Source organism: Cellulomonas xiejunii, from assembly GCF_024508315.1.
GTDB classification, from domain to species: Bacteria; Actinomycetota; Actinomycetes; order Actinomycetales; family Cellulomonadaceae; genus Cellulomonas; species Cellulomonas xiejunii.
In genome coordinates this window covers 2,087,947-2,111,737 of sequence record NZ_CP101987.1, presented here as the reverse complement: position 1 = coordinate 2,111,737, position 23,791 = coordinate 2,087,947, and the positions used below count along the sequence as shown (strand labels likewise).

The window sequence follows — 23,791 nt, the reverse complement described above, 5'->3', positions numbered from 1 at the left end:
GTGCGCCCGGCGTCACGCGGCGAACGGGTCTCCGTCACGAGCCAGACGCGCCGCAGCCTCGGTGGCCGTGAGCTGCTGCAGGCCCGGCCCGATCTCGTCCCAGTGGCGGGGAGCGGCGACCGTGGGACGGTCCCGGCCACGCAGGGACCACGGGGTGATCGTCGTCTTCGCGGGGTGGTTCTGCGACCAGTCCAGCAGCACCTTGCCGCCGCGCACGTCCTTGCGCTGCACGGCGACCACGAGTTCCGGGTGCTCGGCCGCGAGCGCGTGCGCGAGGGTGCGCGCCTCCTCGCGCACCCTCGTCGCGGGGCGGGGGCGGGGGAGCGGTGCGTAGAGCTGCAGCCCCTTGGAGCCCGACGTGACGGGCACGGTCCGGGCGAGGCCCTCGTCGCGCAGCCTCTCGGCGACGAGGTGCGCGACGCGGGCGCACTCGTCGAGGCCCGCGCCGGGTCCGGGGTCGAGGTCGACCACGAGGCGGTCGGCGTCGCGCAACCCTCCGCGGGGGCCGACCGTCCACTGCGGCGTGTGCAGCTCGAGGGCGCCGGAGTTGGCCGCCCACATGAGCCCGGCGAGGTCGTCGAGGAACGGCAGGTCGAGGACGGTGCCCTCGTCGTCCGTCCCGGGCGAGGCGGGCAGCCGTCGGTGACGCAACCAGGACGGTGCGCCGCGGGGGGTGTTCTTCTCGAAGAACTTCTCGCCGCCCACGCCGTCCGGCCAGCGGATGCGGGTGACGGGCCGGTCGCGCAGCTGCCGGAGGATCGCCGGCTCGACCTGCACGAGGTAGTCCATGACCTCGGCCTTGGTCGTCCCGGTCGCGGGGTACACGACCTTGTCGAGGTGGGTGAGTCGGACGGGACGGCCCCCGACGTCGACGCTCTGGCGTTCCGGGCTCATGCGGCTGCGTCCCCTTCTGCCCTCACGGCTGCTCCCAGGGGTCCACGGTGGCATCGGTGCGCACCCCCCGCACCACGGGCTGCCGCAGCCGGCCCGACGGCGTGCGGGCCAGGTACAGGGTCTCGACGACCACCACGGGCTCGCACCAGACCGCACCGCGTGCGTCGAGGGCGGGAACGTCGTCCGCGAACGGGCTGTCGCTGCGTTCGTGGGGCGCGAGGAGCGCACGCATCGCGCGCGCGGCGGGCCCACCGAGCCCGGAGCCCGCACGGCACAGGTACCGCAGCCCGCCGGTCGCGTCGGGCGCACCCAGCAGCACGGCACCGAGCCGCCCGGTACCGGTCGACTCCGGACGCCACGCACCGACCAGTGCCGTCCGGGTGCGGCGGTGCGCGGACTTCACCCAGTCGGGCGACCGCCGTCCAGGTCGGTACGGCGCGTCGCGACGCTTGGCGACGACCCCCTCGAGACCGTGGGCGGCCGTGACCTGCCACAGGTCGTCGCCGTCGTCGTACCAGGGCGAGGTCTGCACGTGCTCGGGCAGCACCAGGCCGTCCAGGACCGCGCGACGCGCGTCGAGCGGCAGCCCCGTGAGGTCCTGGCCGTCGTGGCGCAGCACGTCGAAGACGACGTACGTGACGGGCCGGGCCGCCGCGAGCGCCTGCGCCCGTCGCAGGTCACGCACGTGCATACGCTCGGCCAGCGCGGCGAAAGAGGGGCGTCCGGCGTCCATCAGGACGACCTCCCCGTCGAGCAGCACGTCCCCCAGCGCGGCCAGGCCGCCGAGCTCGGGGTACGCCGGGGTGACGTCGCGCTCGTTGCGGCTGCTCAGCCGCACGGCGCCGTCGTGCGCGTCCGCGAGCACGCGCACCCCGTCCCACTTGACCTCGAACACCCAGTCGCGACCGCGCGGGAGCGCGGCGGGTGCGGGCGCAGGGGTGGCGAGCATGGGCTCCACGGGTCCATCCTGCCCGTGGACGGTGCAGCGGGCCGCGCGGGCGGCCGACGGGGGACGACGCCGCCACGACGAAGGAGGACGGCCGTGCGGGCGATCTGGAAGGGCGCGGTGGCCTTCGGCCTGGTGAACGTGCCGGTGCGGCTGTACGCGGCGACGGGCGAGCACGAGGTCCGGCTCCACCAGGTGCACCGCGAGGACGGGGGGCGCATCCGCTACCGCAAGGTGTGCAGCCTGGACGGCGAGAGCGTCGAGTGGTCGGACATCGCCAAGGGCTACGAGACGCAGGACGGCGAGCTCGTCGTCCTGACGGACGAGGACTTCCAGCAGCTGCCGCTGTCCACGGAACGTGAGATCGAGGTCCTGGAGTTCGTGCCGGCTGAGCAGGTCGACCCGATCCTGCTGCAGAAGACCTACTTTCTCGAGCCCGACAAGAGCGCCGCCAAGCCGTACGCGCTGCTGCGCGGCGCGCTCGAGGAGACGGACCGTGTCGCGGTGGTCAAGGTCGCGATCCGGCAGCGGGAGTCGATGGCCGTGCTGCGGGTGCGGGACAAGGTCATCGTCCTGCAGACCCTGCTGTGGCCCGACGAGGTGCGGGAGGCCGACTTCCCGGTCCTCGACGACGACGTCACGGTCCGGCCCCAGGAGCTGACGATGGCGTCGTCGCTCGTGGAGTCCCTCGCCGGCGACTTCGACCCGTCGCAGTACGAGGACGCGTACGTCGCGGCCCTCGAGCAGCTCATCGCCGCCAAGGTGTCGTCGGGTGACACCCAGGCGCCCCCGGCTCCGCCGGAGGAGGAGGCGTCCGACGGCGGGGGCGAGGTCGTGGACCTGCTGGCGGCGCTGCAGCGGTCCGTCGACAAGGCGCGTGCGGCGCGCGGTGAGGACGCGCAGGCGCCCGAGCCTGCCGAGAGCGGGACGAAGAAGGGGACCGGCACACCGAAGAAGAAGAAGCCTGCGGCGAAGACCACCGCCGGCAAGGCGTCCACGGCCGCGACCCCCGCCAAGGACGAGGACACCGGCGAGGACGCCGCGCCCGCCCGCCGCCGGGCCCGTACCAAGGCGTCGTGACCGCACGCGAGGACCAGGACCGCGCCGTCGCGACGCTCCGGCGCATCGCCTTCCTCCTCGAGCGTGCCCAGGCCAGCCGGTACCGCGCTGAGGCCTACCGGGCCGCAGCGCGCACGGTCGAGGGCCAGGACGCAGCCCGGCTGGGCGTCCTGGCCCGTGCGGGCGCGTTGACGGACCTCCCGGCGGTCGGCAGCAGCACCGCCGAGGTGGTCTCGCGCACGTTGGCGGGCCGTCCGGTGCCGGCCCTCGTGGAGCTCGAGGAGCAGGCAGCGGCGCACGACGCGTGCACGACGCCCGCGGCGGCCGCGCTGCACGCGGCCCTGCGCGGCGACCTGCACAGCCACACCGACGCCAGCGACGGCGCGACCCCCGTCCAGGAGATGGTGCTGGCCGCGCTCGAGCTGGGACGCGACTACCTGGCGGTCACGGACCACTCGCCGCGCCTGAAGATCGCGAACGGGCTCTCCGCGCCCCGGTTGCGCGCGCAGCTGGCGCAGCTCGCCGCCCTGCGACCCGCGGTCGCGCCCTTCGAGGTGCTCAGCGGCATCGAGGTCGACATCCTCGACGACGGCTCGCTCGACCAGGACCCCGACCTGCTCGACGAGCTGGACGTCGTGGTCGCGTCCGTGCACTCGAAGCTGCGGATGGAACGCACCGCGATGACGCGCCGCATGCTCACGGCCGTGCGCGACCCCCGCACCGACGTCCTCGGGCACTGCACGGGACGGCAGGTCGCGGGCAAGCACCGGCCCCCGAGCGACTTCGACGCCCGCGCGGTCTTCGACGCGTGCGCCGAGCACGGCGTCGCCGTCGAGATCAACTGCCGCCCCGACCGGCTCGACCCGCCGCACGAGCTGCTGCAGCTCGCCGCGGACGCGGGCTGCACGTTCACGATCGACTCCGACGCGCACGCGCCCGGTCAGCTCGACTGGTTGCGGGCCGGGTGCGAGCGCGCCGCCGCGCACGGCATCGGACCCGACCGTGTCGTGACCACCCGCAGCGCCGCCGAGGTCCGCGAGCGCTCCCGGCGGTGACCGACGACACGGTGCGAGGAACCACGCCAGTGCAGGTCGGCGCGGCTAGGGTCGGAAACCGTGCGCACGCTGGTCGTGCGGCACCGCCGCGGCCCGTACTGTGCCGCGGCTGCGAAACCCATCACCGAGGAGCACCCGTCGTGAGCTTCAACCGCACCGAGCTCGTCCAGGCCGTCGCCGAGAAGGCCGGACTGACCAACGCCGACACCGACAAGGCGCTCAAGGCCCTGCAGGAGGTCGTGGTCGAGCAGCTCGCCGCCGGCGGCAGCGTCTCGATCCCCGGCTTCCTGGCCGTGGCCCGTGCCGACCGCGCAGCACGCACCGGCGTGAACCCCCAGACGGGCGAGAAGCTGGAGATCCCCGCGGGCTACCGCGTGAAGATCACGGCCGGAAGCGCCCTCAAGCGCGCCGTCCAGGGCTGAGTCGACCGACGGCCCCGTGCCGCACCTGCGAGGGTGCGCACGGGGCCGTCGTCGTTCCCGCGTCAGGCCGGGCCGTCGGGGCCGTCGGGGTCGGCACGCTGGGCGATGACGTGGGGGAGCACCAACCAGGCCACCGCGATCGCGAGCAGCACGGCGCCACCGGCGACGATCCCCGCGGTGCGGGTCAGCACGACGTCGAACAGCAGCATCGTCGCGCCCGTGAGGACCAGCGCGAGGGCCGCGAGTCCCGCGCGGGCGAACCAGTGGCCCGCGTCGACGAGCTGCGACTTGAGACGACGTCGGAAGAGCAGCCGGTGCAGGCTCACCGGCGCGACGATGAGGATCGTCGCGAGCACGGCCAGGAGCACCAGGACGAGGTACACGTCCTGCTGGTACGCGTCGAGGTCGGAGAAGCGGGCCTGGAACGGCAGCGTCAGCAGGAAGCCGGTGAGGATCTGCGCGCCGGTCTGCGTCACCCGCAGCTCCTGCAGGAGCTCGGCCCAGTTGCGGTCCATCCGCTCGACGAACGTCTCGTTGCGGTCGTCGTCACTCGCTCCGGTCGGGGCGTCCGACGCCCGGGCGCCTGCAGGCCGGGCGTCGTCGACGGTGCGGTTCATGGGGGTCTCTCCTGTCGGTCGGCTGCACGGATCATGCCGCTCGCCGGCCCGTCCTGCACGACGAGGACCGTGGAGGGCGACAGGTCGGCGAGACTGGGGACGTGACCGAACAGCACACCTCCGGCGTCCACCACTTCGCCTCGGACAACTACGCCGGAGCGCACCCCGAGGTGCTCGCCGCCGTCGCCGCGGCCAACGTCGGGCACGTGCCCGCCTACGGGGACGACCCATGGACCGCACGCCTGCAGGACGTGGTGCGGGCCCAGCTCGGCGAGCAGGCCGTCACCTACCCGGTCCTCAACGGCACGGGCGCGAACGTCCTCGCGCTGCAGGCCATGCTGCCCCGGTGGGGGGCCGTGATCTGCACCGAGGCGGCGCACGTGAACACGGACGAGAACGGCGCGCCCGAGCGTGTCGGGGGGCTGAAGCTGCTGACCGTCGCGGCCCCGGACGGGCGCCTGACACCCGAGCTGGTGGACCGCCAGGCCTGGGGGTTCGGTGACGTCCACCGCGCGCAGCCCGGTGTCGTGTCCCTCACGCAGGCCACGGAGCTGGGCACCGTGTACACGCCGGAGGCGGTCCGGGAGCTGTGCGACCACGCGCACGCACGGGGGATGCGCGTCCACATGGACGGGGCGCGGATCGCCAACGCCGCCGCGCACCTGGGACTGCCGCTGCGCGCCCTGACGACGGACTGCGGTGTCGACGTGCTCTCGCTCGGCGGGACCAAGAACGGCCTGCTGCTCGGGGAGGCCGTCGTCGTCCTGGACCCGTCGGCGGTCGTTGGCGTGGACTTCCTGCGCAAGGCGGACATGCAGCTCACGTCGAAGATGCGCTTCGTCTCCGCCCAGCTCGTCGCGCTGTACGAGGGCGACCTGTGGCTCCGCTCAGCGGGACGGGCCAACGCGATGGCGGCGCGGCTCCGTGCGGGCATCGACGCGATCGGGTCGCTCGACGTCGTGCAGCCGACCGAGGCGAACGCGGTGTTCGTCCGCCTGCCGGCCCACGTCGCGCGTGCCCTGCGGCGGCGGTGGCGCTTCTACGACTGGGACGCGGCCGACGGCACCGTGCGCCTCATGTGCGCCTTCGACACCACGGAGCAGGACGTCGACGAGCTGCTCGCCGCCCTGGCGGACGCGCTGGACGACGCACCGGCGCCCGAGGGCGGCGCGCCCGCCACGCCCTGACCGAGCCCGGCGTGACCGAACCCGGCGTGACCGAACCCGGCCGCCGTCCCCGGGAGGGAACGGCGGCCGGACGTCAGTGCGTGCGGGTCAGCCCACCGTGCATGCGGCGCCGTTGAGCGCGAAGCCGGTCGGGGTACCGGCCGTGCCGGCGTGCGAGGCGTTGAAGCCGATGTCCGCGGTGCCGCCCGCCGCGAGGTTGCCGTTCCACGCGGCGTTCGTGACGGTCACGGTGGTGCCCGACTGGGACCACGTCCCGCCCCAGCCCTGCGTCACGCTCACGCCGGCCGGTGCGGTGAACGTGAGGTTCCAGGACGTGAGCGTCGTGCCGGTGTTGGTCAGGCGCACCGAGCCCGACAGGCCCGAGCTCCAGGAGCTCGCCGTGTAGGTGACCGCGCACGTACCCACCGCGGGGCTCGCCGTGGCCGACGGCGTCGCGCTCGGGGTGACCGACGGCGTCGCACTCGGGGTGACCGACGGGGTGACGCTCGGCGTGACGCTCGGCGTCGCGCTCGGCGTGACCGACGGCGTCGGGCTCGCGGTGGGGCCCCCGCCGTTCACCTGGGACAGCGACTTGCCCGTGGTGCTGCCGACGCCACCGAGGGGGACGTCGTGGTCCAGGCCGACGAACTTGCCGCCGTCCTGCCACAGCGCGGGCTTGAGCAGCGCGTACTTCTCCTCGTCCCAGGTCGCCCAGTCGTAGCCGAGCAGGCCGCCCGTGTCACCCGAGTTCGGGTTGAGCACCCAGAACGTGTGGCTCAGGCGGCGGTCGGTGATGAGGTCGCGCAGCGCGAGCATCCACTTCTCGTTCGGCCCGCCGTCCATGAACCCGCCCCACTCGCCGATGAGCAGCGGAGCGGTGTTCTCCTTGTGCAGGTACAGCCAGTTCGGGTCCCACACGTCGCGCTCGAGGCTGGTCCGGTCGAAGTCGCCCTTGAACCACGGCTGCAGGTGCACGAGCGGTCCGTAGTCGTGCGGGGAGTACACGAGCTGGTCCTGGTTCGCTCCGAGGTCGATCGGGAAGTCGCGCACGCCGCGCAGGTTCCCGCCCCACCACATGTTGTGGTAGTCGGTCAGCCCCGTGGAGGTCCAGGAGACGCCCTCCTTGGGGTACACCTCGATGCCCTCGACGAAGACGAGCCAGTTCGGGTTGATCGCGAGGATCTTGCGGGACGCCGTCTCGGCGAAGTGCTTGAAGTTGTCCTTGTCCGTCGAGCCGTCCCACTTGGCGCGCTCGGTGGACCCCTGCGTGCCGTGGGGCTCGTTCTTGATGTCGGCGCCGATCATCGTGTCGTTGGTCTTCCAGCGGGTCGCCGCCCACTCCCAGCCCTCGTACACGTCCTCGGTCGTGATCGAGCCCTTCCACCACACCGGGTGCACGTGCCCGGAGTTGTCCGCCTCGGCGCTGTGCACGTCGAGGAAGACCTTCAAGCCGTACTCCTCGCACATCGCGAGCCACTTCTCGAAGATCTGCAGGCTGTTGAGGCCCGCGAGCTCGGGGTTGGCGAACTCGTTGACGTTGGGCTTGCTGAACGTGCCGGCCTTCCACTCGAGCAGCAGCTCGGTGGAGATCGGCACCCGTACCACGTTCATGCCGCGGTCGGCGATGCCCTTGGTCAGCGTGCGCATGTCGGCCGACCACAGCCCGTGGAAGATGCGCTCGTCCGCGTTGAAGCCGAACCAGTTGACGCCCGTGAGCCACACCTCCTTGCCCGAGGCGTCGACGATCTTGTTGCCCTGCACGTGCAGCCAGTCAGGGGTGGACGCGGCCTGGGCCGGTGCTGCGGACAGCGCAAGGGGCAGTGCGAGGGCGCCGGCGGCGAGGACGCCGCCGAGTGCTGTGCGCAGACGGCGCACGGGCGAGCGGGACACGGTTCTCCTGGTGACGTGGAGGGGTGGGGGAGCGAGGCGGGGCCGACGAAGGGGCCCTCCCGGACTGGTCCAGGAGGGCCCCTTCGTCATGTCAGGCGTTCACGACGCCCGGATGGGTGCGACTCAGGAGCAGGTCGCGCCGTTCAGCGTGAACGACGTCGGGACGTTGTTCGTCCCGGTGTGCGAGCCGTTGAAGCCGATGTCGACCGAACCACCCGGTGCCAGCGTGCCGTTCCAGGCCGCGTTCGTGGCCGTCACGGTCGAGCCGGACTGCGACCAGGTCGCGCTCCAGCCCTGCTGGACCTGCTGGCCGTTGGCGAAGGTGAACTTCAGGTTCCAGCCGCTCAGCGCGGTGGTCCCACGGTTCGTGACCTTCACCGAGGCCGTGAAGCCGGTGTTCCAGCTGTTCGCCGTGTAGCTCACCGAGCAGGACGCCGTCGGGTTCTGCGTCGGCGTGGGCGTGACCGTCGGCGTCGGCGTGACCGTCGGCGTCGGCGTCACGGTGGGCGTCGGCGTGACCGTCGGCGTCGGCGTGACCGTCGGCGTCGGCGTGACCGTCGGCGTCACGGTGGGCGTCGGCGTGACCGTCGGCGTCACGGTGGGCGTCGGCGTCACGGTGGGGCCGTCGCTGGTCGGGATGGCCGGGTAGGCGTTCTTGACCAGGGTCACGAACTGCGTCTCGAACCACTTGCCGGAGACCGGGGCGTCCGGGGTCGCACCCGTCAGCAGGTTGGAGAGCTTCGGCGAGTTGAACGTCGGGTCGCACATGCGGTCGAAGCTCTTGCCCTCGTCGTTCGGGATCTCCTTCGAGGCGCCGTCCGACTCGCCCGGGGGCTTGATCCAGACGTACGCGTCGAGGTGCGAGGCGGAGGGAGCGCCGGCCGGCGTGGCCGTCGGGAGCTCGCCGATGCCCGCACCCAGCGGGTTGCACCAGGCACCACGGTGCGTGCGACGGTCGATGCGCGACTCGTCGACGTACGTGTCGACGTTCGTGCTGGTCGAGACGGCCGTCGGACGGTCCGGGCCGCCCCAGCCGTTGCGCGAGGTGTCGATCAGCATGCCGGTCGAGGCCGGGAAGCCCTCGGCGACGAGCAGGCGGTGCAGCTGCGCGGTCCACGCGTGCTCACCGAAGTCGGTGTTCCACTCGTAGAACTTCGACGAGCGGACCGGGACGCCGCCGACCTGCTTGTTCGGGTCCGTCAGGAACGGCTCGGCGAGCGGCGTGGTGTTCGCCGTGTTCGTCACGAAGCCGTCGATCGACGCGAAGCCCTTCTTCGTGGTCTTGGCGACCTCGGCGAAGAGCTTGGCCGCGGGGCCCGCGTTCGTCTCCCAGCCGAGCCAGCCCGAGTGGGCGGCGTCGATGTAGGTGTAGACGTTGTCGAGCGTCTTCAGCTCGTCGAGCGCGTACTTGACGCCCTGGCGGTAGTACGGGCCGGCCGTCTGGCAGGCGGCCTCGGAGTTGTTCGTGATGAGGTTCGGCAGCGAGTCGGGCTCGATCGTCGCCGCGATCCGCAGACCCTCGTACTTCGAGTCCGAGAGCAGGTCGACGATGGGGTCGATGTACTCGGTCTGGTACCGGGTGAGACCGGCGGCGGTGGCGGGGAGCTCACCGTTCGACGCGAGTGCGTAGCAGTCACGGCCGGGCAGGTTGTAGATGACGAGGTTGAAGACGAGCGGCGTGCTGCCGGTCTTCTGCTTGAGGGCCTCGTCGAGGTGGAACTTCAGGCCGGGGCCGTCCGCGTTGCCCGTGATGGCGCTGGTGCGGTCCATCCAGACGGCCGTCGGCTGCTTGGCGACCGTGCGCATCCGCGCCGCGAGGGTCGGGTCGCCGGCACGTGTGGCAGCGCTCTCAACCGTCGCTGCCCAGTTCGGGTTCACGTACTGCTTGGCGCCGGCGTAGGGGTTGTCGACGTGGGCCTCGGCCGCGGTCGCGGCCGAGCTCATGAGCGTCATCGGCACTGCGACGAGCGCCGTTGCCGTCGCGGCGGTCGCGACGGCGCGCAAGCGCCGCCCGGCCGTTCGATTGCCGTGTGTGGACACGGGTGTCCTCCGGGGGGTCGGTCGGTCGTACCCGGCCCTCGGCGGCGACGGGTACGAGCCGCCGGGGACTCCAGTCCTCGACGACTGCTGCGGAATCCATCACGCTCCGTCTCCGAGCGGAGCGGGGCGAATCGTTTAGGCAGCCGCGCGTTACCGAATCGTGACCTTCTCATGGGCCTGCCACAGATGCCGAAGGCCCTGGTCAGGGCCATATCGTCCTGTCGTCCGGCCCTGCGGCAAAGCAGACCGCACCGGGGGCCGAGACCCCCGAGGAGCGGCCTCAGCGCGACCGCGGCCCGGTGCTGCCGCGGACCGCGAGGCCGCCCACCTCGATCTGGCGCACGGGGGTCGGCTGGGAGTCGAGAATCGTGAGGACGGCCTCGCCCACCGCGGTCCCGAGGTCGGCCTGCACGGACGGCAGCGCCGTGATCGAGGGCGTCGCGAGCCGGCACAGGGGGGAGTCCGACAGCGCCACCACGGACACGTCCCAGGGCACGGCCAGACCCGTGCGGCGGGCGACGTCGAGTGCCGCGACCGCCATGTGGTCCGTGTCGAAAACGACAGCCGACGGCGGACGGTCGCCGGTCAGCAGCCGCCGGCAGGCGGCGGCGGCCTCCTCCGGTGAGCCGCCCGTCGGCTCGTGGACGAGCGTCGCACCCCCCGTGTCGAGCGCACGCTCCATGCCGGCGATGCGCGAGCGTGTCCGCTGGAGCGAGGCGGGCCCCGTCACCGAACCGACGTGCCGGTGGCCCAGCTCGATGAGATAGCGCCCGACCCGCTCGGCCGCCTGCTCGTCGTCGACCCGGACGTTCGCGACCTCGCCCGGCACGTCGCCGGCGCCGACGACCACGGCCGGGATGCGCAGCCGCCGAAGTGCGTCGAGGCGCGGGTCCTCGGTTCGGACGTCTGTGACGACCATCACGTCGAAGCGCCGCTCGGCCCACCACTCGCCGTAGAGCGTCACGGCCGCCGGGAGGTCGTCGACCACCTGCAGCACCAGTGCGAGACCGCGGGTCGCCAGGACGTCCTGCAGCGCGACGACGAACTCCAGGACGTGGGCGCCGTACCCGACCGCTCCGGTGAGCCCCCGGTCCACCACCAGGCCCACGGCGCGCGGCCCGCTGCGCATCGAGCGCGCCGCGGCGCTCGGTCGCCAGCCGAACTCGTCGGCGACGCGCAGCACCCGTTCTCGGGTCGCGGCCGAGACGCCAGGACGCCCGTTGAGCGCGTAGGACACGACGGCGATGGACACCCCCGCGGCCTTGGCGACGTCGGTGATCGTCGGTCGGCGGGCGCCAGGGCCGCCGAGGACGGGCTGGGCTCCGGTCGTCGGAGAGGCAGCATCTTTGCCTGTGTCATGTGCAGGAGTGACCACGATCACCTAGTGTTGCGCCCGATGTGGGTGAAATGCATCAGCTCGACTCCGACGGCGTGGGCGAGGTGTGGAAAATGATGGCAGTCCGACGCGGGGTACCCGCCACGGTGCGTCGGACGATCGGCGTCCTGTCCCCGGTGGTCGGGGGCTTCTACTTCGGTGCAGTGATCGCTGGTGTGGCACGTGCCGCACGCGGCGTGGGCCACCGGGTCGTGGCCGTCCAGACGTACCCGGCGGGCCTCGACCGCGAGCGCTATCCCGAGGAGTCGGTCCTCGACACACCGGTGGCGCTGGGCGCGGTGGACGGTCTCGTCGTCATCGGGAAGGCCCTGAGCCCCGAGCGCCTCGCCGCGGTCCGCGAGTGGGGCGTGCCGGTCGTGCTCATCAGCGAGGATCCCGCGCACCCGGACGACCCCGTGGTCGTCCCGGACAACGTCGGCGGCGTCCGCGCCGCCGTGGAGCACCTCATCTGGCACGGTCACACCGCCATCGGCTTCCTGGGGAACCTCGGGCAGCGCGACATGCGCGAGCGCTTCGCGGCGTACCGCACCACGCTGGCGGAGCACGGGATCGAGTCCGACGACTCCTGGTGGTACGAGGCGTCGGACAACCAGGAGCAGGGCGGCGCCGACGCCGCGGGTCGCATGCTCCAGGCGGGCACACCGACGACCGCGGTGATCGCGGCCACCGACCGCAACGCCGTGGGATTCCAGCGCGCGCTGCGGTCGCACGGACTGGTTCTCCCGCGCGACCAGGCTGTCGTGGCGTTCGACCACGCGGACTCCGGTGCGCGTGTCAGCCCTCGCCTGTCGACCGTCGACGCGCACTTCGGGCGTGTCGGTGAGCACGCCGTCGGGCTGCTGCTGGCCCGTATGCGGGGTGACGACGTCACGCCGGGGGAGCACCGCGTGCCGTCGTCGCTCGTCGTGCGTGAGTCCTGCGGCTGCACGGAGATCACGTCACCCGGGGGCGACCTCGCCAGCGGTGACGTCTCGGGTGTCGAGCTGCTGCGACGGCTGGCGGAGTCGGCCTTCGCCGGCCCTGCGGGTTCCGCGGTGTCGCGGCGCGCCGGACCGGACGCACGCGAGGCCTGGTGGCGTGCGGTCGAGGAGCCCATGGACGTCGCCGCGGAGCGGGGCATCTCACCTGCTCCCGCCGCACTCGGACGGCTCTCGGACCTGACGGCGGCGCTGCAGCCCCACCCCGAGGCGCTGGAGCAGATGGTCGCCGTGCTGCGGATGGTCGAGAGCCGACGGGTCGAGTCGTTGGTCGAGGGACGTGCCGCGAACGCGACCGCTGTCCGGCGGGCCGTGACGGACGTCCTGCTGGCCGTGACCAAGGGCTGCACGCGGGCGATGCTCGCGCGCAGCGGGCAGCTGGAGCGCACGATCGTCGACCAGTACGAGGTCGACATGGACCTGCTGCGGGGCGACGGGGCGAGCCCCCGGGCTCTCGGCTGGCTCCCGCGGGGAGTGCGCGGGCACGCGTGCCTGGGTCTGTGGGTGGGCAACGACCGCGGGCCCGGCGACCGCGAGATGGAGATCGTCGGCGTCCACGACACGAGCGGGACGCTGTCACGGCTCGTGGGTCTGCGGACGACGGCCAGCCAGTTCCCGCCGGCCGCCCTCACGCGGGCGGGCACGGTGGGATCCAACGAGCTCACGTTCGTCGTCCCCGTGACGTTCGGTGGCAGCGACTGGGGGCTGCTGGCGATCGACGGGACCGTCGAGACGCGCGCCACCCAGCCGCGCGACCGTTTCAACCACTGGGCTGCGCTCCTCGCGGTCGCGTTGGACCAGGAGCGTCTGCTGGGCTCGCTGCGCGAGCAGCGCAAGGCGCTCGAGCAGGCGGCGGCGCGCGAGCGTGCGCTGGCGGACACGGTCCGTGAGAGCGAGGAGCGTTACGCGCTGGCGTCGATGGCCGCGCACGACGGCACGTGGGACTGGGACGTGTCGGCCGGTGCGGTGTACTACTCGCCGCGCTGGAAGCAGACGCTCGGCTACGCCGAGGACGTCATCGGTGACCAGCCGTCGGAGTGGCTCGAGCGGGTCCACCCGGCCGACCGGGACGAGCTGTCGGCCGCGATCGCGGCGCAGCTCGCCGGGTGCGGTACGCCGCTCGAGCTCGAGCACCGCGTGCGCACGCAGTCCGGCGACTACCGCTGGATGATGTGCCGAGCCGTGACGGTCCTCGACGACGCGGGGTGTCCCGCGCGGCTCGTGGGCACGCTGGTGGACGTGACGGAGCGCAAGGAGGCGGAGATCGCGCTGCAACGCGATGCGCTGCACGATCCCGAGACGGGCCTGGTCAACCGGTTGCTCTTCCTCGACCGGCTGGGCGCCGCACTGCTGCGGTGCCGGCGCTCGTCGGGGTACGACTGCGCGATCGCGCTGGTGCGGGTCGTGGACGGTGCCGCGCTCTCGCGGGACGACGACCACGCGCCCGACGTGCACCGTGAGGTCGTGCGGCAGCTGCGCCGGCCGTTGCGTGAGGGTGACACGACGGCACGCACCGGTGAGGACGACTTCGCGATCCTCGTCGACGACGTCGGCCCCGGCGGGATGCCCGACCGGTTGACGGAGCTGCTGGAGCGTCTGCGTCGCGAGATCGGGCCGCGCATCTCGATCGGTGTGCTCGGGTCCATCCGCGGCATGCGGGACGTCAGCGAGGTGCTGCGGGAGGCCGACATCGTCCTCCTGCGCGGACAGACGCGCAGCGACCCCCGGAACACGGCGGTGCGCTGAGCACGGTCGGTGCGCCGAGCACGGTGCGCCCCGAGGCACCGGGGACGACGAGAGGGGCACCACCCGCGTGGGTGGTGCCCCTCTCGTCGTGCGGAGGCCGGGACCGTCAGACGTGGGCGCGGTGCACGCGCTCACCGCGCGACGGGCCACGCGATGCCTGCGGGCCCGTGTCGAGCCGGATGCGCAGGGGCCGCCCGGCGACGCGCGTGCGCCCGAGGCGGTCGACGACCTCGGCGGTCAGGCCGTCGGGGATGTCGACGAGCGCGAAGCTGCCGAAGATGTCGATCTTGCCGACGTCCTTGCCGGTGAGGCCGCCCTCACCGGTCAGCGCACCCACGAGGGCACCCGGCTGCAGGCCGTCACGCTCGCCCACGGAGACGCGGTAGCGCGGGCGTCCGCTGGGGCCCGTCGTGCCGGGCCGACGGCGGTTGCCGGCAACCGGACCGCCGCGGCTGTCCTCCGCGCGGGTCTCCCGCGCGCGGCGCACAGCGTCGTCGAGGTCCTCGACCTCGGAGGCCGCGCCGGGGCCGTCGTCGCCGACCGCGAGCGCGGTGACGGCGGTGAGGAGGTCGATCGGGTCGAGCTCGGGGTGGGCGGCGAGGTGCTCGCGCACGGCGTCCCGCACGACGTCGAGCCGGCCGGCGGCCATGCGCTCGTCGGTGCGCGTGAGCAGTGCGGTCGCGCGGTGGGCGCTGACCTGTGCCGGGGTCGGGATGGCGATCTCGATGAGGGGGGTGCGCGTCATGCGCTCGATCTGCCGCAGCCGGGGGCGCTCGCTGGGCGTGACGAACGTGAGGGCCTCACCCGAGCGGCCTGCGCGGCCGGTGCGCCCGATGCGGTGCACGTAGGCCTCGGGCTCGCGCGGCAGGTCGAGGTTCACGACGAGGCCGAGGCGCTCCACGTCGAGGCCGCGGGCGGCCACGTCGGTCGCGACGAGGACGTCGAGCGCACCCGAGCGGAGCCGCTCGACGATCCGCTCGCGGTCCGACTGCGCGACGTCGCCGCTGATGTGCGCGGCCGAGATGCCCCGCTGCACGAGTGCGTTGCCGATCTCCTCGGCGGCCTCGCGGGTCCGGACGAACACGATGGCCGCGTCGGCCTCGCTGACGGCGAGCACCCGGGCGAGCGCGCCGGCCTTGTGCCGGTAGGGCACGACGGCGAAGGTCTGGCGCACGGACTCGACCGTCGAGGACTGGCGCGTGACGGAGACGGAGACCGGGTTGACGAGGTGCTTGTCCGCGACCCGCCGGATCTGGCTGGGCATCGTCGCGGAGAACAGCGCGACCTGACGGCCCTCGGGCGTGCCGGACAGGACCTTGTCGACGTCCTCGGCGAATCCCATCCGCAGCATCTCGTCGGCCTCGTCGAGCACGAGGAAGCGGACGTCCTGCAGACGCAGGGTGCGCCGTTCGATGTGGTCGATGACGCGTCCGGGCGTCCCGACGACGACCTGTGCGCCGCGTGCGAGCGCCCGCTGCTGGGGGAGGTAGGGCGAGCCGCCGTAGACGGGGACGACCTGCAGGCCCGGCATGTCGGCCGCGAAGGTGGTGATCGCGTCGGCGACCTGCATGGCGAGCTCGCGCGTCGGGGTCAGCACGACGACCTGCACGGCCGCGATGGTGGGGTCGATCGACTGCAGCAGGGGAAGACCGAAGGCCGCGGTCTTGCCGGTGCCGGTCTGCGCGACGCCGACGACGTCGCGGCCCGCGAGCAGCGCGGGGATCGTCTGCGCCTGCACGGGGGTGGGCGCGGCGAAGCCGAGGCGCTCCACGGCGGAGAGGATCTGGGAGCTCAGGCCCAGGTCGGCGAACGTCGTCGCGGGGGCCTCAGGGGTCGTGGGCAGGGCAGCAGACAGGGGGGTGCTCATGGATCACCGTTCGGTGGCAGCGGGGGAGAGCCGGGACGTCGGTACGACGACCAGGACGTCGCTCACCCCGAACCAGACCACACGCCGTCGATGACGGCGCACGCAATGTGCACGAGAAGGCAGGTGGTTGCCGGACGAACCGGCTGACCGCCCTACGAGAGGGGATGCGACACGACTCCAGATGTCGCGGACACACTACCCGCTGAGGCGCTCGGCCGGGCAGTGGGCCAGGCGTGACCTCTGGCACACGGCGATCCGCGGCTGCCGCGCGCGGCCCGTCATCCGAGCCCGCGCGCCCGTCCCTCGATCACCGGGCACGTGTCCTGCACGACGACGAGCCCCGCCTGGCGGGCCCTGGCCACCGCCTCGTCGGCGTGGACACCGAGCTGCAGCCAGACGGCACGGGCCCCCACGGCCACGGCCTCGTCGACGACCGCGGCCGCGCGCGAGCTGTTGACGAACACGTCCACCGCGTCGGGCGACTCGGGCAGGTCGGACAGCCGGGCGTAGCCGGTGGCACCGTGGACGGTCTCCGCGCTCGGGTGGACCGGCACGATCGTGTGCCCGAGCTGCTGGAGGTAGGCCGACACCCCGTACGCCGCCCGGGCGCGGTTGCCGGACAGGCCGACGACGGCCCACGTCGCAGGGGCGCGCAGCAGCGCTTCGATCACATCGGCCTCGTCCATGGCACGAGGTTGCCACCGCGCGGCGCCCGGCGTCCCGGGATGCACGTCCGGGTGACGCACGGGTTGCGGGCCGCGTCGCGGCGGGGGTCGCGGCGACGCGCGACATAGGATCGCGACCAGGACGACGACGGGGGAGGGTGTGGGCCAGGACGTGGAGGCAAGCTCGCGCGTGCTCACCGTGCCCAACGCCATCAGCCTCGCGCGGCTGCTCATGGTGCCCGTGTTCGCGTGGTTGGTCGCTCAGGGGCACGACGCATGGGCTCTCGCGGTGCTCCTGCTCTCCGGTGCCAGCGACTGGCTCGACGGCGTCCTGGCGCGGCGGATGCACCAGGTCACGCGCTTGGGCCAGATGCTCGACCCCGCGGCGGACCGGCTGTTCATCCTCGTCACGCTCGTCGGCCTCGCGTGGCGCGGCGTCGTCCCCCTGTGGCTCGTGGCAGTGCTGGTCGTGCGGGACGTCGTGCTCGCCGCGATGCTGTTCGCGCTCGCCCGGTCCGGCTACCCGCCGCTGCGCGTGCACCTGGCGGGCAAGGCCGGCACCTTCGCCATCATGTACGCGTTCCCGCTCCTGCTGCTCTCGGAGTGGCCGGCGCCGGTGGGCGTCGTGGCAGGCGTCCTGGGGTGGGCGTGCGCCCTGTGGGGTGTGGCCCTCTACTGGTTCGCGGGCGTGCTGTACCTCACGCAGGCCGCGTCGGTCATGCGTCGTGACACCCGGGCGGCCCGCACGGCCGGGTCGACGTGAACCCGCGGCACGCGGTTCCCGCGCCGCCGCGCGCGGCGGACGAGTCGATGACGCTCATCAACGAGGTCTACCGCCAGCCGCTGGACCCGGGCTACCAGGAGGTCGCCGCGCGCCGTGCGGAGGGCAGCACGCCTCCACGGACGGTGCGGGGAGGCGTGGCGCTGCTGGTGCTGGCCGTCCTGCTCGGAACGTTCGCGACGACGTCCGCCGTCGCCCTGCGCCGACCGGCGCCTGCGGCGCTGGAGGCGCGGGCGCTGCTCGAGGCGGAGATCCGGGAGGGGACGGCGCGGGCCGACGAGCTGCGGCACGCGAACGCCGCCATGTCCGCGCAGATCGCCCAGCTGCAGGGGGACGCCGCCTCCACGGACGACCCCGAGCTGTTCGCCCAGCTGCAGCGTGACGCGGTGGAGTCCGGCGTGGTCCCGGTGACCGGTCCGGGCCTTCGTCTGGTGCTGACCGACGGTGACCCGTCGGACGGCACGACTCCGGACGACGGCAGCGAGCTCGTGCAGGACAACGACCTGCAGGTGCTGGTCAACGGCCTGTGGGCCGCCGGCGCGGAGGCCGTGACGGTCAACGGCGAGCGCCTCACCTCGACGACGGCCATCCGGAGCGCCGGTGACGCGGTCCTGGTCGACAGCACTGCGCTGAGCAGCCCGTACACGGTCGAGGCGATCGGTGACGCGGCGGCGATGCAGACGCGGCTCGCGCGGCTGTCGGCCGGGCAGCACCTCGCGTCGCTCGGGCAGTACGGCATCGAGGTCCGCGTGACGGCCGAGCGTGAGCTGCTCCTGGCGGGCCGCGGTCAGCTCACGCTGCGCTCGGCACAGGTGCTCGGTGACACCGAGACGGCCACGGGCTCCGACGCTGCGTCCACCGCAGCCACGGCGCCAGGTCCGCAAGCCCTTGGGGCGACGTCGTCGGGTGTGGCAGGGTCAGGGCGACACGACGGAGAGGAGTTCCGGTGATCGCAGTGATCGGGCTCGTGCTCGGCGTGCTCGCGGGCCTGCTCATCGAGCCGACGGTTCCCGCCAACCTCCAGCCGTACCTGCCTATCGCGGTCGTCGCTGCCCTCGACGCGCTGTTCGGTGGGTTGCGCGCCTACCTCGACGGGATCTTCGACGAGCGGGTCTTCCTCACCTCGTTCCTGTCCAACGTCGTCGTGGCCGCGCTGATCGTCTTCCTGGGCGACCAGCTGGGTGTCGGGTCGCAGATGACGACGGCCGTGATCGTGGTGCTCGGCATCCGCATCTTCTCCAACGCCGCGTCGATCCGCCGGCACCTGTTCAAGGCATGACCAGCGCGGACGGGACCCGTCCCGACCCCTCCGGAGAGCCGGACACGGAGACGCCGCTCGACGACGGTCCCGTGATCGACCCGCGCGACCCGCTGGGTCTGGGTGCTCTGCCGCTCGGCGACCCGGACCTGGACGCGGACGCGGACGAGCGGTCGATGCCCGTCGTGGCCGCGCAGTCGCCGGACGAGCAGGACGCACCGGCGCAGGACGTGCTGCCGGTCGAGCACCCCGACGAGCCGCCGGTCGGCGCCGCGCGCGACGACCGATCGGATGACGACCGATCGGATGACGGCGGATCGGATGACGGCGGATCCGACGACCTGCACGCCGACGACCTGCACGCCGACGACCTGCTCTCGGACGCCGACGAGCCGCTCGCCGTCCGGTCGCCCGACGAGGGCCCGGACGGCGACGGGTCGGTCGACGGCGTCGACGACGCAGGCGGCGAGTCGAGCCAGGGCCCCCCGTCCGCGGCGGCGGTGCGTCCGGCCCGGTCGGGCTGGGCGCGGCTCGGGCACGCCATGCGACCCCGCACGACGCAGGGTCAGCTCATCACCGCCGCCCTGTGCGCGCTGCTGGGGTTCGCGCTCGTCGTCCAGGTGCGCCAGGCCACCGACACGCAGCTGGGTGCGCTGCGGCAGAACGACCTCGTCCGGCTCCTGGACGAGACGACCACTCGCACCGACGAGCTCGAGCAGGAGTCCCTCGACCTGCAGCGGGAGCGCGACGAGCTGCTGTCGGGCTCGGACCGGCAGCAGGCAGCGCTCGACGCCGCCCGTCGCACGGCCGCGATGCAGGGAATCCTCACCGGGCGGCTGCCCGCGACGGGTCCGGGCGTGCGCATCACCCTGACGGAGCCGGACGGCGAGATCCGACCCGCGACGATGCTGCACGTCCTCGAGGAGCTGCGGAACGCGGGCGCGGAGGCGATGGAGCTCAACGGGCACCGCATCACCGCGAGCAGCGCCTTCACCGGTACCCGTGGCGCGGTCGAGCTCGATGGAGCCACGCTCCGCTCGCCGTTCCGGTGGTCGGTGATCGGCGACCCTGACACGATCGCGCCGGCGCTGGAGATCCCCGGCGGCGCCCTCGTCCGGGTGCGGGCCGACGGCGGGCGGGGCACCGTCGAGAAGTCTGACCGGGTCGACGTCACCGCCGTCCGGACCCCGCACGAGCCCGAGCACGCCTCACCGGCGTCCGACGAGGGGTGAAGTCCGGGGCCGAGTCACCCGACCAGCGCCGTCCGCGTGCTGCGCGCGCGCGTCGACACCGCATAGGGTGAGTCCCGCAAGGCTGGGTCGACGGCGAGCGCGCTCGCACGGGGTGCCCGCGACCGACACGGGAGGTGCGCATGAGCGACGATCGAGGAGCGCCGGACGGCGTTCTGCCCGCCTACCGGACCGACGGTCCGGACACGACGATGACCTTCGGCTCCGTGGAGCCCGCGGAGACCGAGGCCCCCGCGGTCGGTCTGACCAGCGACGAGGCCGCAGCGGTGCACGCGCTGCCCCCCACGTCGGCTCTGCTGCTCATGCAGCGTGGGCCGAGCGCGGGCGCGCGATTCCTGCTCGATGCGGAGCGCACGACGGCCGGGCGCAGCACCAGTGCCGACATCTTCCTCGACGACGTGACGGTGTCGCGCAAGCACGCCGAGTTCGTGCGTGACGGGCAGCAGTTCATCGTGCGCGACATCGGGTCGCTGAACGGCACGTACGTCAACCGGGCGCGCATCGACGCGGTCGTGCTGCGCCCCGGGGACGAGGTGCAGATCGGCAAGTACCGGATGACGTTCCACCCCAGCCCTCACCGTGACGCCTCCTGAGCGCGCGGTGAGCGCAGCGGTCGAGCAGGTTCCGGCCGGGGCCGCGGCTGAGCCGTGGCCCCGGGGGATCTCGCGCCGCGCCTCGATGCGCATCTCGGACGTGCTCGCAGCCCTGCGCATCGAGTTCCCCGCGGTGACGACGTCGAAGCTGCGCTTCCTCGAGGAGCAGGGGCTGGTCGACCCGGTACGCACGCCCGCGGGCTACCGGCAGTACTCGCCGGCGGACGTGGAACGCCTCCGCTTCGTCCTGGTGCAGCAGCGGGACCGCTACATGCCCCTGAAGGTCATCGGGGAGCGTCTTGCCGCGCTCGACGCGGGCGAGGACGAGGAGTCGCCGTCCCGCGCGCGCCTCGCGACGAGTGACGGTGTCGCGCCGACGGCCGATCTGCTCACCGCCGAGCGGCTCGCGCAGGACGCCGGCGTGGGGGTGGAGCTCGTCTCGGAGCTCGTCGCGCAGGGAGTGCTGCGGCCCGGGCCGCGCGGCGTGTTCGACCCCTGGGCGCGTGAGGTCGTGACGGTCGCGGCGTCGCTGGCCGACCACGGCATCGACCCGCGCCACCTGCGGACGTTCCGCGCGTCGGCGGACCGGCAGGCCGACCTCGTCGAGCAGGTCGTCGCGCCATGGCGCGGACAGCGCAGCGTCTCGTCGCGCGCACGCGCGGGCACGCTCGCGGCCGAGGTCGGGGAGCTGTGTGCGCGGATGCACACGGCACTGGTCCGGTCGGCGGTCCACGACCTGGCCCCGTGACGTCGGGTCACCTCCGGCGGGCCGGTCCTCCGTGCTCCCGGCAGACGTCGCGCCCGGAGCGACGTAGCGTGTCCGTGTGGGCGTAGAACCCGAGATGGTCCCTGTCGAGGTCGTCGGTGTGCGCACGCACCTGGCCGACGATGAGATCGTCGTGCTGCTGCTGGATCCCGACGCCGCCCTGCTCGTGCCGATCCTCATCGGCCCCTCGGAGGCGTCGGCGATCGCCTCGGCGCAGGCGGGGATCGTCCCACCGCGACCCATGACGCACGACCTGCTGCGCGACGCGCTGCTGGCCGCAGGCGCGGCGGTCGACCACGTCGAGATCAAGAGGCTCGAGGACGGGGTCTTCCACGCGGCACTGGTTCTCGCGTCGGGGCGCCACGTGGACGCGAGGGCCTCCGACGCCATCGCGGTCGCGCTGCGGTTCGCGTGCCCTGTGCTGTGTTCGGCCGAGGTCGTCGCACTGGCCGGCGTCGAGCTGCGGCCCGCGGCGAGCGAGGACGACATCTCCCAGTTCCGGGAGTTCCTCGACCACGTGTCGGCCGAGGACTTCGAGACGGGAAGGGACCCGGGGCCGGAGGGCGGGGGCCGCGACGGCTGAGCCGACCGGGTGAAGAACCTCGATCTCCACCTGAAGGTGAGACTGCGCGCACGACACGCCGGGCCGCGTTCGTTGCGCCCCTGACCGCGCAGGCCTAGCGTGGCGGAAGAACCAGCACAGTACGGCCGCCTCGCAGCGCCGTCGAGGGAGGGCCCCGTGATCCGCAACGAGAGTGCCGACGACTCCGGCACGATCCCGCAGCACGCGCAGGGCCTGCTGTTCGACGACGACCTGCCCGACCTCGACGTCACGACCGGCTACCGCGGTCCGACGGCGTGCAGGGCCGCGGGCATCACGTACCGGCAGCTCGACTACTGGGCCCGCACCGGGCTGGTCGAGCCGTCCGTGCGGCCCGCGACAGGCTCCGGCACCCAGCGGCTGTACTCCTTCCGCGACATCCTCGTGCTCAAGGTCGTCAAGCGGCTGCTCGACACGGGCGTCTCGCTGCAGCAGATCCGCGCAGCGGTCGGTCACCTGCGTGAGCGCGGGGTCGACGACCTCGCCCAGATCACCCTCATGTCGGACGGCGCCAGCGTGTACGAGTGCACGTCGCCGGACGAGGTCATCGACCTCGTGCAGGGTGGGCAGGGCGTCTTCGGGATCGCGGTCGGCCGCGTCTGGCGCGAGGTCGAGGGGACGCTCGCCGAGCTGCCCAACGAGCGTGCCGACGACGACGCGACCCCCGTGGCCTCGTCCGCGCGCGACGAGCTCGCGATCCGGCGCCAGGCCCGCACCGCGGGCTGAGCCCTGGGAGGTCGGGGCGGCCGGCAGGTCGCGGCGGCTCCACAGGGACGTCCTGCGTTACACGGGCATCCTGCAGGGAGCCGTGGGCGCGGTTCTTCAGCGCGCCGGCGTCGACGCGGGCGCGCGGTCGTCAGCGACGCGGCGCGCGCATCGCCCGGTCGAGCAGCTGGTCGAACACGTCGGCGAGCTCCGCGGCTGCGGCCCCGGGCCACACGTGGACCGGCTGCGCGGCGCCCTGCGCCTGCTGCAGCGCGGCACGCTCCGGGATGCTCGGGGTCAGCACGAGAGGGCCGTAGAGCGTCTGCAGCTCCTGCAGGCGGTACGCCTGCTCGACCGAGCGTGCACGCACCCGGTTGACCACGATGCCCAGCGGCTGGAGCGCCGGCGCCGGGCCGCGGCGCAGCTCGTCGATGGTGCGCATCGCCCTGCCGACCGCCATGACGGCGAACAGGCCGGGCTCCGTCACCACGACCGCGCGGTCGCACGCCGTCAGGCCGGTGCGCGTCAGCCCGCCCAGCGACGGGGGGCAGTCGATCAGGACGAGGTCGTACCCCTCGGCCCAGGACAGCGCCAGGCGCAACCTCTCGGCGTCGGAGTCGTCGATGCGGTCGTGCAGGACGGAACGCTCGGACCCGACGAGCACGTCGAGCCCGTGGTCCGCCCAGGACGACGGAGCGGTCGCGGCCTCCACCGACTGCGGCGACGGCGCGTCGAGCACCGTCGACACGTCACCGCGGCCCGCCGTGGTCCCCAGGGCCATGGTCGAGTCGCCCTGGGGGTCGAGATCGACGACGAGGGTTCGCAGACCGCGTTCCAGGGCCGCCGAGGCGAGCCCTAGTGTCACGGAGGTCTTGCCCACGCCGCCCTTGAGGCTGCACACACCGACGACCAACACGCGGACACCGTAGTCGGATGAGGCGCCGCTCACGAAACGCGCGCCCGACACGCGGACGCCGCGGGCGCGATGGGGCGCGGCGGGCCGCGTCATGTGTCCTGATCTGCGAGGGGATGGCCACTTCGTGCCCCGAGGCGGCCGGCCCAGCGAACCGGCACCGTCGGCCGGTCGCCGGGACACG

General features: G+C 73.2%; 22 protein-coding genes. 13 read left to right on the top strand and 9 right to left on the bottom strand.

Annotation, left to right across the window (positions count from 1 at the left end; genetic code table 11):
* Positions 1-12: 12 nt before the first annotated feature.
* Positions 13-894: a non-homologous end-joining DNA ligase gene (gene ligD / locus NP048_RS09655; RefSeq protein ID WP_227575413.1), complete on the bottom strand. Its 882-nt coding sequence runs from the start codon at positions 892-894 to the stop codon at positions 13-15.
* Between the two features lie 22 nt (positions 895-916).
* Positions 917-1,843 (bottom strand): non-homologous end-joining DNA ligase, encoded by a 927-nt coding sequence (gene ligD, locus NP048_RS09650; protein ID WP_255619535.1) that lies wholly within the window; start codon positions 1,841-1,843, stop codon positions 917-919.
* Positions 1,844-1,936: 93 nt separating this feature from the next.
* Here ligD (NP048_RS09650) and ku point away from each other — a divergent pair, with 93 nt between their 5' ends.
* The 3 genes from ku to NP048_RS09635 all read left to right on the top strand — a co-directional run bounded on the left by ku (position 1,937) and on the right by NP048_RS09635 (position 4,376).
* Positions 1,937-2,920 carry a non-homologous end joining protein Ku gene (ku, locus tag NP048_RS09645; protein WP_227575411.1) on the top strand — a complete coding sequence of 328 codons (984 nt, stop codon included), beginning with the start codon at positions 1,937-1,939 and terminating at the stop codon, positions 2,918-2,920.
* Positions 2,917-3,954 (top strand): PHP domain-containing protein, encoded by a 1,038-nt coding sequence (locus NP048_RS09640; protein ID WP_227575410.1) that lies wholly within the window; start codon positions 2,917-2,919, stop codon positions 3,952-3,954. The genes ku and NP048_RS09640 overlap by 4 nt, the downstream gene beginning before the upstream one ends.
* Positions 3,955-4,094: 140 nt before the next feature.
* Positions 4,095-4,376: an HU family DNA-binding protein gene (locus NP048_RS09635; protein ID WP_227575409.1), complete on the top strand. Its 282-nt coding sequence runs from the start codon at positions 4,095-4,097 to the stop codon at positions 4,374-4,376.
* 62 nt (positions 4,377-4,438) lie between these two features.
* On the opposite strand, the gene NP048_RS09630 is transcribed toward NP048_RS09635, so the two are convergent.
* The gene (locus tag NP048_RS09630) at positions 4,439-4,993 is read right to left on the bottom strand and encodes a DUF6328 family protein (protein WP_227575408.1); all 555 of its coding nucleotides are present in this window, start codon (positions 4,991-4,993) and stop codon (positions 4,439-4,441) included.
* 101 nt (positions 4,994-5,094) lie between these two features.
* Here NP048_RS09630 and NP048_RS09625 point away from each other — a divergent pair, with 101 nt between their 5' ends.
* Positions 5,095-6,180, top strand: coding sequence for a threonine aldolase family protein (locus tag NP048_RS09625; RefSeq protein WP_227575407.1), 1,086 nt, complete (start codon positions 5,095-5,097; stop codon positions 6,178-6,180).
* A gap of 87 nt (positions 6,181-6,267) precedes the next feature.
* On the opposite strand, the gene NP048_RS09620 is transcribed toward NP048_RS09625, so the two are convergent.
* The 3 genes from NP048_RS09620 to NP048_RS09610 form a co-directional block, all read right to left on the bottom strand.
* Positions 6,268-8,049: a cellulase family glycosylhydrolase gene (locus NP048_RS09620; protein ID WP_227575406.1), complete on the bottom strand. Its 1,782-nt coding sequence runs from the start codon at positions 8,047-8,049 to the stop codon at positions 6,268-6,270.
* A gap of 123 nt (positions 8,050-8,172) precedes the next feature.
* The gene (locus tag NP048_RS09615; protein WP_431355879.1) at positions 8,173-10,089 is read right to left on the bottom strand and encodes a glycoside hydrolase family 6 protein; all 1,917 of its coding nucleotides are present in this window, start codon (positions 10,087-10,089) and stop codon (positions 8,173-8,175) included.
* A 280-nt stretch (positions 10,090-10,369) separates the two neighbouring features.
* Complete coding sequence (locus NP048_RS09610) at positions 10,370-11,464, bottom strand: LacI family DNA-binding transcriptional regulator (protein ID WP_227578761.1); 1,095 nt, start codon at positions 11,462-11,464, stop codon at positions 10,370-10,372.
* A gap of 32 nt (positions 11,465-11,496) precedes the next feature.
* On the opposite strand from NP048_RS09610, the gene NP048_RS09605 reads away from it, so the two are divergent.
* Complete coding sequence (locus NP048_RS09605) at positions 11,497-14,208, top strand: substrate-binding domain-containing protein (RefSeq protein ID WP_256769252.1); 2,712 nt, start codon at positions 11,497-11,499, stop codon at positions 14,206-14,208.
* Between the two features lie 106 nt (positions 14,209-14,314).
* Here the strand turns inward: NP048_RS09605 and NP048_RS09600 are convergent, their stop codons facing one another.
* Together NP048_RS09600 and NP048_RS09595 are read right to left on the bottom strand one after the other, a co-directional pair.
* Positions 14,315-16,075, bottom strand: a complete 1,761-nt coding sequence (locus NP048_RS09600; protein ID WP_227578759.1) for a DEAD/DEAH box helicase — start codon at positions 16,073-16,075, stop codon at positions 14,315-14,317.
* 278 nt (positions 16,076-16,353) lie between these two features.
* Positions 16,354-16,761, bottom strand: a complete 408-nt coding sequence (locus NP048_RS09595; RefSeq protein WP_227578758.1) for a CoA-binding protein — start codon at positions 16,759-16,761, stop codon at positions 16,354-16,356.
* Positions 16,762-16,930: 169 nt separating this feature from the next.
* On the opposite strand from NP048_RS09595, the gene NP048_RS09590 reads away from it, so the two are divergent.
* The 8 genes from NP048_RS09590 to NP048_RS09555 all read left to right on the top strand — a co-directional run bounded on the left by NP048_RS09590 (position 16,931) and on the right by NP048_RS09555 (position 22,715).
* Entirely contained in the window at positions 16,931-17,503 is a 573-nt protein-coding gene (locus tag NP048_RS09590) for a CDP-alcohol phosphatidyltransferase family protein (RefSeq protein WP_256769466.1), read from the top strand.
* Positions 17,504-17,550: 47 nt separating this feature from the next.
* Positions 17,551-18,471: a DUF881 domain-containing protein gene (locus NP048_RS09585; protein ID WP_227578756.1), complete on the top strand. Its 921-nt coding sequence runs from the start codon at positions 17,551-17,553 to the stop codon at positions 18,469-18,471.
* Complete coding sequence (locus tag NP048_RS09580) at positions 18,468-18,800, top strand: small basic family protein (RefSeq protein ID WP_191779508.1); 333 nt, start codon at positions 18,468-18,470, stop codon at positions 18,798-18,800. Before NP048_RS09585 ends, NP048_RS09580 begins: the two co-directional genes overlap by 4 nt.
* Positions 18,797-20,011, top strand: coding sequence for a DUF881 domain-containing protein (locus NP048_RS09575; RefSeq protein WP_227578755.1), 1,215 nt, complete (start codon positions 18,797-18,799; stop codon positions 20,009-20,011). Before NP048_RS09580 ends, NP048_RS09575 begins: the two co-directional genes overlap by 4 nt.
* A gap of 140 nt (positions 20,012-20,151) precedes the next feature.
* Positions 20,152-20,622 carry an FHA domain-containing protein gene (locus NP048_RS09570; protein WP_227578754.1) on the top strand — a complete coding sequence of 157 codons (471 nt, stop codon included), beginning with the start codon at positions 20,152-20,154 and terminating at the stop codon, positions 20,620-20,622.
* Between the two features lie 7 nt (positions 20,623-20,629).
* Positions 20,630-21,370, top strand: coding sequence for a transcriptional regulator FtsR (gene ftsR, locus NP048_RS09565; RefSeq protein ID WP_227578753.1), 741 nt, complete (start codon positions 20,630-20,632; stop codon positions 21,368-21,370).
* A gap of 94 nt (positions 21,371-21,464) precedes the next feature.
* A complete protein-coding gene (locus NP048_RS09560; protein WP_227578778.1) occupies positions 21,465-21,971 on the top strand; it encodes a bifunctional nuclease family protein in 507 nt (168 codons plus the stop codon).
* A gap of 156 nt (positions 21,972-22,127) precedes the next feature.
* Positions 22,128-22,715, top strand: a complete 588-nt coding sequence (locus tag NP048_RS09555) for a MerR family transcriptional regulator (protein ID WP_284439734.1) — start codon at positions 22,128-22,130, stop codon at positions 22,713-22,715.
* A 130-nt stretch (positions 22,716-22,845) separates the two neighbouring features.
* On the opposite strand, the gene NP048_RS09550 is transcribed toward NP048_RS09555, so the two are convergent.
* The gene (locus NP048_RS09550; RefSeq protein WP_227578752.1) at positions 22,846-23,610 is read right to left on the bottom strand and encodes a ParA family protein; all 765 of its coding nucleotides are present in this window, start codon (positions 23,608-23,610) and stop codon (positions 22,846-22,848) included.
* Between the last annotated feature and the right edge of the window lie 181 nt (positions 23,611-23,791).